The 10,558-nt window shown below is 40.0% G+C and carries 9 protein-coding genes, 3 tRNA genes and 1 rRNA gene; 4 read left to right on the top strand and 9 right to left on the bottom strand.

Going from position 1 to position 10,558, the window contains the following annotated elements:
* Window positions 1–543: 543 nt before the first annotated feature.
* The 5 genes from L652_RS0112855 to nudE form a co-directional block, all read right to left on the bottom strand.
* Window positions 544–620, bottom strand: a tRNA-Met gene (locus tag L652_RS0112855).
* A 62-nt stretch (window positions 621–682) separates the two neighbouring features.
* Window positions 683–759: transfer RNA gene (locus L652_RS0112850), tRNA-Met, on the bottom strand.
* 80 nt (window positions 760–839) lie between these two features.
* Window positions 840–916: transfer RNA gene (locus tag L652_RS0112845), tRNA-Met, on the bottom strand.
* A gap of 136 nt (window positions 917–1,052) precedes the next feature.
* Window positions 1,053–1,850 carry a 3'(2'),5'-bisphosphate nucleotidase CysQ gene (gene cysQ / locus L652_RS0112840; protein WP_024603487.1) on the bottom strand — a complete coding sequence of 266 codons (798 nt, stop codon included), beginning with the start codon at window positions 1,848–1,850 and terminating at the stop codon, window positions 1,053–1,055.
* Window positions 1,843–2,415: an ADP compounds hydrolase NudE gene (gene nudE, locus L652_RS0112835; RefSeq protein WP_007586548.1), complete on the bottom strand. Its 573-nt coding sequence runs from the start codon at window positions 2,413–2,415 to the stop codon at window positions 1,843–1,845. Before nudE ends, cysQ begins: the two co-directional genes overlap by 8 nt.
* A 61-nt stretch (window positions 2,416–2,476) precedes the next feature.
* Here nudE and yrfG point away from each other — a divergent pair, with 61 nt between their 5' ends.
* On the top strand, window positions 2,477–3,124 hold the full coding sequence (gene yrfG / locus L652_RS0112830) for a GMP/IMP nucleotidase (RefSeq protein ID WP_007378908.1): 648 nt from the start codon (window positions 2,477–2,479) through the stop codon (window positions 3,122–3,124).
* A 15-nt stretch (window positions 3,125–3,139) separates the two neighbouring features.
* On the opposite strand, the gene L652_RS0112825 is transcribed toward yrfG, so the two are convergent.
* The 3 genes from L652_RS0112825 to L652_RS0112815 form a co-directional block, all read right to left on the bottom strand.
* Window positions 3,140–3,763, bottom strand: coding sequence for a dUTP diphosphatase (locus L652_RS0112825; RefSeq protein WP_024596421.1), 624 nt, complete (start codon window positions 3,761–3,763; stop codon window positions 3,140–3,142).
* A gap of 80 nt (window positions 3,764–3,843) precedes the next feature.
* A complete protein-coding gene (locus L652_RS0112820) occupies window positions 3,844–4,212 on the bottom strand; it encodes a YacL family protein (protein ID WP_002963010.1) in 369 nt (122 codons plus the stop codon).
* Between the two features lie 116 nt (window positions 4,213–4,328).
* Entirely contained in the window at window positions 4,329–4,553 is a 225-nt protein-coding gene (locus tag L652_RS0112815) for a hypothetical protein (protein WP_002963009.1), read from the bottom strand.
* A gap of 302 nt (window positions 4,554–4,855) precedes the next feature.
* Here L652_RS0112815 and uvrD point away from each other — a divergent pair, with 302 nt between their 5' ends.
* The 3 genes from uvrD to L652_RS0112800 all read left to right on the top strand — a co-directional run bounded on the left by uvrD (window position 4,856) and on the right by L652_RS0112800 (window position 9,996).
* Window positions 4,856–7,021 carry a DNA helicase II gene (gene uvrD / locus L652_RS0112810; protein WP_024596422.1) on the top strand — a complete coding sequence of 722 codons (2,166 nt, stop codon included), beginning with the start codon at window positions 4,856–4,858 and terminating at the stop codon, window positions 7,019–7,021.
* Window positions 6,999–9,068, top strand: coding sequence for a GNAT family N-acetyltransferase (locus L652_RS0112805; protein ID WP_024596423.1), 2,070 nt, complete (start codon window positions 6,999–7,001; stop codon window positions 9,066–9,068). The genes uvrD and L652_RS0112805 overlap by 23 nt, the downstream gene beginning before the upstream one ends.
* A 103-nt stretch (window positions 9,069–9,171) precedes the next feature.
* Window positions 9,172–9,996, top strand: a complete 825-nt coding sequence (locus L652_RS0112800) for a hypothetical protein (RefSeq protein WP_024603486.1) — start codon at window positions 9,172–9,174, stop codon at window positions 9,994–9,996.
* A gap of 309 nt (window positions 9,997–10,305) precedes the next feature.
* Here L652_RS0112800 and rrf read toward each other — a convergent pair.
* A 5S ribosomal RNA gene (gene rrf, locus L652_RS0112795) occupies window positions 10,306–10,420 on the bottom strand.
* Window positions 10,421–10,558 lie beyond the last annotated feature (138 nt).

The raw sequence follows: 10,558 nt of genomic DNA, 5'->3' as shown, positions 1-10,558 counted from the left end.
CGTTTCATTCTTATTTATTTCAGTGGTTGCGGGAGCCTGAACTTATAAAAGGTGAACCGACGACCTTCGGGTTATGAGCCACAATATACACACCAAATTTTAGACATAAAAAAACACGCTTTAAGCGTGCCGTTTCATTCTTATTTATCTCAGTGGTTGCGGGAGCCTGAACTTATAAAAGGTGAACCGACGACCTTCGGGTTATGAACCACAATATACACACTAAATTTTAGACATAAAAAAACACGCTTTAAGCGTGCCGTTTCATTCTTATTTATTTCAGTGGTTGCGGGAGCTTGAACTTATAAAAGGTGAACCGACGACCTTCGGGTTATGAGCCACAATATACACACTAAATTTTAGACATAAAAAAACACGCTTTAAGCGTGTCGTTTCATTCTTATTTATTTCAGTGGTTGCGGGAGCCTGAACTTATAAAAGGTGAACCGACGACCTTCGGGTTATGAGCCACAATATACACACCAAATTTTAGACATAAAAAAACACGCTTTAAGCGTGTCGTTTCATTCTTATTTATTTCAGTGGTTGCGGGAGCCGGATTTGAACCGACGACCTTCGGGTTATGAGCCCGACGAGCTACCAGACTGCTCCATCCCGCGCCTGAAATTTGTAGACTTGTTTAAAGTTGCTTACATTACAACTTGGCTTCCAATTAAAGAATTGGTTGCGGGAGCCGGATTTGAACCGACGACCTTCGGGTTATGAGCCCGACGAGCTACCAGACTGCTCCATCCCGCGCCTGTATATTTTAAGTCTATCGACTACTTTATTTTATCTCTTAAGTTAGAGTTTACAGTAACCTCAATCCCTAAGGAAATTGGTTGCGGGAGCCGGATTTGAACCGACGACCTTCGGGTTATGAGCCCGACGAGCTACCAGACTGCTCCATCCCGCGCCTGTAATTTCTTTAAAGCATTTTCGTAATATTTACGAGCCTGCCTTGAAGAGAGCGCTACTATATAGGAATAAACATTTAATGCAAGGCCTAAACTAATTAAAATTGTTTAACCGAACAAAAAGCAATCAAATCACTATTCTGCGCTCAACCTTTGATGCGGATTAATCATTTTTTGCCATTCCCAGTCGGGATGTCCCATCACTATAAAGTCAGGGTTTTCAGTACTCTCTCGTTGGTTGTACGTTAGCGGGTTAAATTCTGCATCGGTAATACAACCACCGGCTTCTTCAACGATAACTTGTGAAGCACCTGTATCCCACTCTCCCGTTGGACCAATTCTTAAAAAACAATCTGCTTTGCCCTCTGCAACAGTACAGGCTTTTAAAGAACACGAACCAATAGCAATCGTTGTAAACTGGCTATTTAAATACTGACTCACCGCTTCTATTTTTTGGCGGCGGCTCACTGCAAGCGTCAAGCTCTCTGGCGGCGCTACAGATATTTGCTTATCAATTGAGTTTTCACGTTTAAAGGCACCATTTTTAGCTGTAGCAAAATAAGTCACACCTTTTGCAGGCCAATGAATAACGCCAAGCACAGGATGATTATTTTCAATCAATGCAATGTTTACTGCAAAGTCGCCACTTTCTAAAATAAATTCGCCTGTACCATCCATTGGNAACCAATAACGCTGCCAGTCCTGTCTGACGGCGAGTGCTGGTATAGGTGTTTCTTCCGACATAATTGGGATATCGGGCGCAAGTGCTTTTAATCCAGCAACCAGTACGTCATTTGCTGCTAAATCAGCTTTTGTTACAGGCGTATTATCTGATTTCTCTTGTTGGCCAATATCGCCTTTTTTATAAATGGCCATAATTGCATCGCCAGCACGCTCAGCTAATTCAATACACGGTTCGATTAATTTATTCATCGGCAGCTCCAGACGCTAAATACTTATCTAATAATAGCAAAGCTGCAACACTGCGTGCTTCGGTAAAATCTTCTTGGTCTAATAATGACTGCCACTGAGTTAATGGCCACTTAACAACAACAAGCGGCTCTGGTTCGTCGCCAATAAGGGTTTGTGGGTATAATTGCTTAGCAAATAAAATATGCATAGTGGCATTAAAGTAACTCGGCGCCATTGTTACTGTTCTTAATGGTTTAAAATACTCAGCACCAAAGCCAATTTCTTCTTTAAGCTCTCTGTTAGCAGCTTGCTCTGGCGTTTCGCCCGGATCGATTAAGCCTTTAGGAAAACCTAACTGGTAATCGTTTGTGCCCGCACAGTATTCACGTACAAGTAGTAATTCGTTATCTGCACTTAACGGAACAATCATCACTGCTCCCCGGCCACCGCCGCGAATTCGCTCATACTGGCGCTCTTCGTTATTAGAAAACTTTAGCTCTAAAGACTCCACAGTAAACAGGCGGCTTTTAGCGACAACATTGTTACTGAGGATTTGTGGTGGTGTTGGGTGCTTTTTCTGTGTCATTGGCGTTAATTTGCTATCATGGCAGTTAGTTCAATAATAAACCTTATAAGTTGAAATTCCTATGTTAAATTGGTCAAAAATCGATACCGTTTTGCTCGACATGGATGGAACATTACTCGATTTACATTACGACAGTCATTTTTGGCTTAACGTTATCCCTGCGCAACACGCATTAGCGAGAGGCATTAGCCTTGATGCAGCTAAAGCAGATATTTTAAAACGCTATCAAGCTGTGAGCGGTCAAATACAGTGGTATTGTTTAGATTATTGGGAGCAGCAATTAAGCTTGCCTATAATGGAGCTTAAACGAGAGTCTCAGCATTTAATTAAAATGCGCGAAGACGTACCTCATTTTTTAACCGAGCTTAAAAAAGCAGGCAAAGAGTTAATTTTACTTACCAACGCCCACCCTGAGAGTGTCATGCTGAAATTTGAGCATACAGCGATTGATAACTACCTAGATGGTGTAGTGTCTACTCATGAATATGGAGTAAGTAAAGAGCAGCAAAGTTTGTGGCACCAAGTACAAAAAGACTTAGGGTTTAATAAGCAGCGCACTTTGTTTGTAGATGACAGTGTGCCGGTATTAAATGCCGCACGAGAATACGGCATTGAGCACTTACTTGCAGTTGCTAACCCTGATAGCCAACAACCACATAACGAAATAGCCGATTACCTGAGTGTTACCGACTATCGTAAGATTATTTAACTCAGTTTACTTGGGCTAGATTTTTGGGTAACGCGCTTCAAGGCCTTGGTATACTAACTTTGCAAAATCTGCATGTTCTGTATCAAGGCTTTTAACTACTTCAACTAAATGCTCGTTATCTTCTTGCCCGTTCCATTCTTTAATATAGCTACCATCTTTGTAACCGTGATCTTGGCGGAAAAAGTTTAACGTATTTTTACCTACGTAGCCGCGATATAAATCATCAATATCCATACCCATTTGCGCCATACAGCCGGCAAAGGCAGCGGCATTAAACGTTTTATCTGCAACAGCAGAAGCCGCTAATATTTCTAGCGTTTGTTTAAAGTCATCCGCTTGTTGAGCATTACTAAGCTCAGTTTCAAGTTGCTTTGCTAAGTCTTCGTAGCTAGTTTTACCGTCAATTCTAAGCGATAGACCAAAATGAAAAATATCAACCAACTCTAAAATAACTTGTTCAGTATCTGGTGTTTGTTTTTTCCACCATTTCCAACCATGATGATCCAGCATTTCAGCGCACTCAACCCAAATAGCGCGGTACCATTCGAATCCTTGAGTAAACCATTGCTCATGTACTTTAGTGTTCATGGCGTTTTGCATTTCTAGCATAACTACTAGCTTGTTTAAATTGGCAGACATATTCATTCCTGTCGTTTTTGATTAGTGTAATAGTACAGATAAAGGAAGCTTAACGCATCAGCACTATCTTAATATGTAGTTTACTTTGAGCCGCTAAATTCAGCCCATGAATCAATTAAATCAATGAAATCTTCAAAGCCACAACCACTACTTAAACCATTTTCTTCAAGCGCTAAATCGTCATCTTGATACGCTATTAGGTCTTCACTGTCTTGATGAAGCGCATGGGCTTCAAATAATGCTTCGTCTTTAGTTAATATTAAATCTATTTCTTGGCCTTTTAGCGTTAGCGGCTCATAGCTTGAACTCACCGATGCAATAAGCGCTTGCACCATAGCTACTTTATCTTTGCCTATTTCTTCGTTTAGCCAGCGACCAATAATAGCGTGTTCACTGCTTATTTTAATACGTAGCCCACTAATAGGGTCGCGAATAAATTGATATTCCATAGGGTTTGCCTGTAAATCTTTAATTGCGTAATTATATACGTAAACGCCCGCAAACCACAGGACATATAAAGTAAAATAGCGCCACATGGGCGCTATTTCACTCAACTTTAAAGCCGTTAACTTCGCGATCTATAACGCGCTGCGTCAATAATCGACCATAAGTAAATAATAGGCACAAGTACAAAGCCTACAAGCACATAAATTAGTGCGTAACTTATTATAATAGCGAGTGCAAAAAATATAGCCGCTAAAATACGCCCTTGCACTAACTGCCCTAAACCAGGAAAAAATATATTACATAATGCTGCGATTACATTACCGCCAGAACCTTGATCTGCCATACTAACCTCTGTATTTATTTGATTTTATAATTATTTACTTACACACTCTATGCCAATTTATTAAAGCTTACAAATCAAATAGTTAAATTAGTCTAGATTTAGAGAGTTAGTAAATTTTGCTAACTTTAGGTCAAATTAGCAATTTTTATTGTGCGTTTACACTTTTTGTTTGTTCAAAAAAATAGCAAGTTACTCGTTTTTAAGGCTATTTTATAAATAGCTGTTTATAAAAACAGTATTTTATTTAGCCTAACAAAAACACCTGTTATACTGCCCACAATATTGATTAAAAAGGCGTAACGATGGACGTTTCACAATTACTCGATGGCTTAAATGACAAACAACGCGATGCCGTTGCAGCCCCACTACAAAACATGCTGGTATTAGCAGGTGCTGGGTCTGGTAAAACACGAGTGTTAGTTCATCGTATTGCGTGGCTTATGCAAGTTGAGCAAGCATCTGCTTACAGTATTTTTGCTGTAACCTTTACTAATAAAGCGGCTAAAGAAATGCGTAGCCGCGTTGAAGAAACACTAAAAGCCCCTGTAGGCGGTATGTGGATTGGTACATTCCATGGTTTATCGCATCGTATCTTACGTGCTCATCATCGTGAAGCTAACTTACCTGAAGCCTTTCAAATTTTAGACTCTGACGATCAACTTAGGATGATCAAGCGCTTACTAAAATCGATGAATATTGATGATAAAAAATGGCCAGCTAAACAATTTGGCTGGTACATAAGCGCCAAAAAAGATGAAGCACTTCGCCCTAAAGATATTCAAGCATACGATATTAACGAGCAAATGATGCTGCGTGTTTACGCCGCCTATCAAGAAGCCTGTGATAGAGCAGGCCTAGTTGATTTTGCCGAAATATTACTACGCAGCTACGAAGTGTTAAAAAATAACCCTACGTTACTACGTCATTACCAGCAACGCTTTGCACATATGCTCGTAGACGAGTTCCAAGATACAAATACCATCCAATATGCATGGTTAAAGTTACTTGCAGGCGATACAAGCAGTATCATGATTGTAGGCGACGATGACCAAAGTATTTACGGTTGGCGCGGTGCTAAAATCGAAAATATTAAACGATTTTTAACTGACTTTAGCGCAGAAACCATTCGTCTTGAACAAAACTACCGTTCAACTGCAACTATTTTGAAAGCGTCTAATGCATTAATTCAAAATAACTCAGAGCGTATGGGTAAAAGCTTATGGACCGACGGTAACGATGGCGAGCCAATTTCTATTTATGCAGCATTTAATGAATTAGACGAAGCACGCTTTGTAAGTAGCAAACTACGAAGCTGGTTAAATGCAGGGAATGCCCTACAAGATGCAGCAATTTTATACCGTAGTAACGCGCAATCTCGTGTACTCGAGGAAGCCATGCTACAAGAAGGCTTAAAATACCGTATTTATGGTGGTATGCGATTCTTCGAACGACAAGAAATTAAAGATGCGTTGTCGTACTTACGCCTAGTAGGTAATCGTCAAGACGATGCCGCGTTTGAGCGTGTAATTAATACGCCAGCACGCGGTATTGGCGACAAAACATTGAGCCATATACGCGACTGTGCACGAGCAGAATCGTTACCGCTTTGGTATGCCGCAAAAGCAATTGTAGAACAACAGCATTTATCTGGTCGTGCTTCGGGTGCAGTAAGTAAGTTTGTAGAACTCGTTGAACAAATAGAAGATAAAATTAGCGATCTAACTTTGCATGAGCAAGCCAAGTACACAATTCAAACCTCAGGCTTGATGGCAATGTACCAAGCTGAAAAAGGTGAAAAAGGCCGTGCTCGCGTAGAAAACTTAGAAGAGCTAATTAGCGCATGTGACCAGTACGAACTTCCTGAAGACGAAGAATACAGCTCGCCTTTACAAGGCTTTTTAGCCCATACGTCACTTGAGTCAGGTGAAGGACAAGCAGAAGAACACGAAGACGCCGTACAAATGATGACGCTTCACTCAGCTAAAGGCTTAGAGTTTCCGCTAGTGTTTATGGTAGGCGTAGAAGAAGGCATGTTCCCTTCTCAGCAAAGCAACGAAGAGTCGGGTCGCTTAGAAGAAGAGCGCCGCCTTTGTTATGTAGGCATGACACGAGCAATGGATAAGTTATACATTAGCCATGCTGAGAGTCGCCGTTTATACGGGCAAGAGAAATACCATAGCCCATCTCGCTTTTTACGCGAAATCCCTGAAGACTGCGTAGAAGAAATTCGTATTAAAACACAGGTTTCTCGTCCACCTGCCGCCGGGCGTTTTAGCGCATCAGTTAGCCATGCAGCATTTGAAGACAGTGGCTTTAACTTAGGGCAACGAGTTTTGCATGCTAAGTTTGGTGTTGGTACCGTACTTAATTACGAAGGCAGTGGCGCGCAATCTCGCGTACAAGTTAACTTTGACGACCTTGGTAGCAAATGGTTAGTAACGGCTTATGCACGATTACAAGCGGTATAAAACACACCTAAATGAATTAAAACAACAACTAGCTGGCGCGTATCATCGCCAGCTAGTATTAATTACTGGCAGCTCAGCTTGGTGTTGTGAATTACTTAACTCATTAATAGATGAAAACAATACACTTGTTGTATCCAAGCAGTGCGCGATTAAAAATTCGTACTGGCCTACTCGCACACACCAAATTTTAGGGCAAGAATTTGCCCATGCTGTTTACGATGGTTTTAGTGGTTTGCACCCTGATAAACTTGCAGCACTTGCCGGCACCGTTAAAGCAGGCGGTATACTGTTTTTATTACTACCTGAATTAGATGATTTAGCCTCTTGGCAAGATCCCGCATTAAGCACAGTGCAATCACATGGTCACACCATTGACTGTAGTTTATTTAATCAACGTTTCGCGACTATTATTAAACCGTCGCCCGCTTTTCACTTTAGTGAAAAAAATGGCTGTATTAGTAATAACGCTAGCTATGTAATGCATAATAAAATTGATTATGAGCCACAGCAAAACTGTATTGAGCAAATAGTAAAAGTAGCTAACGGCCGTGCCAACAGGCCTTTACTCATTAATGCCGATAGAGGCAGAGGTAAGTCGGCAGCACTTGGCTTAGCCGCGGCAAAACTAACTGATAAAAAAGTAATTATTTGCAGCACTCAGTTTAAAGCGACCCATAGCAGCTTTAAACATTTAGCCCAAGAGTTAAGCCTGCAATACAACGCTGAACATAAACAGCTCGCCAACTTGCACTACGTTGCACCTGACGCGTTATTAAACACACTACCTGAGTGCGATTTACTACTCGTTGATGAAGCTGCAGCAATCCCTGTTCCGTTATTACTAAAAATGCTAGCTCATTATCCTCGTATAGTCTTTGCAAGCACTCTAGTTGGATATGAAGGAAATGGTAGGGGTTATACCATTCGCTTTAGTAACTATATAAAAGCGCACTATAAAGCCTCTAAAGTTGTAACGCTTGATGAGCCACTGCGTTTTGCTAAATACGATCCCCTCGAGAAGCACATTCGCACCTTGCTTGCACTCGATGCAGAATATATAGAGTTAAGTAGTGATCAATTAGAGCAGCCAGTTCATAGCGAAATAACTCAGCAATCCCTTGTAAACAATGAATCTTTACTGCAGCAAGTTATTGCCCTACTTGCACTGGCTCACTATCAAAGTAGTGTCAACGACTTACGCCAACTACTAGACGCACCATCGCAAAGACTATTTATTAGCAAAATTAATAATCAATTAGTTGGCGTATGCTTAATCGCCATAGAAGGTGGTTTAAGTGAAGAACTTGCCCTACAGGTTATAAGTGGAGAGCGCCGTCCGCAAGGACATTTAATGGCGCAAGCACTCTCACAACTTAGCTTTAATAATGACTGTTTAACGAAACTGAGCGCTCGCGTTGTACGAATAGCGATTGATCCGAGTTCCCACAATATAGGACTTGGTAAAAAGTTACTTAGTTATTGCGAATCACAGGTAAAAAGCCAATGTAGTTGGCTTGGTGCAAGCTTTGGCGCAACGGCGCAGTTACTTAATTTTTGGCAAAACCTAGGATTTGATACTGTAAAATTAGGTTATCAACGCGATAAAAGCACCGCTGAACATTCGGCGCTTGTAGTTAAATGCTTAAGCGACAAAAGTACAATTCTTCACCCCCTAAAAAAGCAGTTTAAAATCGATTTCTTTTATGCTCTTTTAACACACTTTAAAACACTAGATTGGCAACTCGTGAATATAATAATTGAAGGATTTAGCGACGAGTTAATAAGCCTAGAGACTCACGAGCGATTAGCGCTGCTCACTAAAAGTAACTTCACTCAATTTAGTATCTCTGCAACTCTTTGGCAGTTACTGAGCCAGTCACCTTCTTATATATCTCAATTAACAGAGTCTGATAAACAACTTTTAATAAAGTTAGTACTTCAAAATGAAAGTAATGAAAAAGTGATTCAACACTTAGGATTATTAGGAAAAAAACAGCTTGAGAATCAATTTAAACGTGCCATAAAAAACCTCACTAGCACCATCTAATAATTTCTAGTTGCCCTATCTCTGTTAAATTTTATCCATCTTTAAGCTATTTATTTAATTTGTTCTATCCTTAAAGCATTAATAGGTAAATTAAGATAAAGGCATGGAATTAATAAACTTTAAAGTGGGCTGCAAAACAATTTCGCTAAAAATACTCGATATTTTATTAACTGAGCGCTTTGACAATAATCTAACAACTTTACCAAACAATAATAAAAGCTTTATTGGTGTTAAAGATTATATGGATACACCAACACCTGTTTTTGATTTAGGTATTATTTTAAATAATATCTCAACCGAACAAAGTAATGCGCATGTACTAAAACAACTAAGAATATGGCAAGACAAACTATTAAACTGGTTTAATACCCTTCATAGTAACTTATTAAATAGCTCGGCTTCTATTTCAAATAATGACGCCGAACTACAAGATTTTGTTTTGTTTTACAAAGAATTCAACACCGACAATGAAGACTTAAAATTAACAATGTCTCGGCTTGACGAGCCCTTCNCAGCCATAGCAGCCCATAATCAAAGTGATGATAAACACACATCAGCTCTGCTCGACAAAATTAAGCGCAGTAGTCTAATTCAGCTTGAGCGTTTATTTGAATCCGCTAAAGAGCAAATAACCTTAGACTATAAACCTATTATTGTTTTCACCACCAAAGATGGATTAAATCCACATGTTGGTTTATTAGTAGATAAGGTTGAAGATAATATCGACTATAAAAAAGAAGACATAAAGCCACTGGATAAGCTCACTGAGGTTGGTTTTGATCTAGACCCACAAACTAAAAATATGATGCTAGGATTAATCAAGCTCCCCCAAAAGCATAGTGTATTAATTGATCCAAGCGTAATATTTAAACCAGCTCAACTAGAAGAATCTGAAAGTGAAGAAACCCAAGCTTACGGACTATTTTAAATAGCCTTTAGATTTGGCTATAAACTTTAGTACTTAAGTAATGAGCTATTAAGTTCGAGTTATGACTGCAGGACCTCGAGTAAGTAATGTTCGCTATTCCCTTATATTTAAATTTTCCAGAATATCGTGGTTCCCACAGCGGTGGAGAGTCACAGTGAAATGCTACACACTCTTTGCGTCGGGAGTCGCTACGATCGCCCGACCTACGTGATGGGTGTTGATGTGAGTGTGTGTTAATTGCGCGTATTTTACTTTTCTGCAGACGTAAAAAAGCCCGACTATTTCTAGTCGGGCTCTCTACAATTTGAAGCCTGGTAATGTCCTACTTTCACATAGCAAATGCTACACTATCATCGGCGCTGTTTCGTTTCACTACTGAGTTCGGCATGGAATCAGGTGGGTCCAAAACGCTATTGTCACCAAGCAAATTAGGTGCAAAGAATCAATGACAAGCACGTAGTGCTACCATTTTCTTTGCGCAAGGTGCCTCAACTTTAACGCTACGCGCTAAGAGTCACCTCTTGAATTTGGAAAATATCTGATAATATTTTTTAAGTCTTTC

The organism is Pseudoalteromonas sp. TB25 (assembly GCF_000497995.1).
Taxonomy (GTDB): Bacteria; Pseudomonadota; Gammaproteobacteria; order Enterobacterales; family Alteromonadaceae; genus Pseudoalteromonas; species Pseudoalteromonas distincta.
Note: the sequence above shows the minus strand (reverse complement) of the source record. Positions and strands in the feature narration are given on the sequence as shown.

Excerpts from the sequence above, each read along its gene's own strand:
- yrfG (WP_007378908.1), top strand. The coding sequence starts at position 2,477 with ATGTTAAATTGGTCAAAAATCGATACCGTTTTGCTCGACATGGATGGA.
- L652_RS0112815 (WP_002963009.1), bottom strand. The coding sequence starts at position 4,553 with ATGGCAGATCAAGGTTCTGGCGGTAATGTAATCGCAGCATTATGTAAT.
- uvrD (WP_024596422.1), top strand. The coding sequence starts at position 4,856 with ATGGACGTTTCACAATTACTCGATGGCTTAAATGACAAACAACGCGAT.
- L652_RS0112805 (WP_024596423.1), top strand. The coding sequence starts at position 6,999 with ATGCACGATTACAAGCGGTATAAAACACACCTAAATGAATTAAAACAA.
- L652_RS0112820 (WP_002963010.1), bottom strand. The coding sequence starts at position 4,212 with ATGGAATATCAATTTATTCGCGACCCTATTAGTGGGCTACGTATTAAA.
- nudE (WP_007586548.1), bottom strand. The coding sequence starts at position 2,415 with ATGACACAGAAAAAGCACCCAACACCACCACAAATCCTCAGTAACAAT.
- L652_RS0112825 (WP_024596421.1), bottom strand. The coding sequence starts at position 3,763 with ATGTCTGCCAATTTAAACAAGCTAGTAGTTATGCTAGAAATGCAAAAC.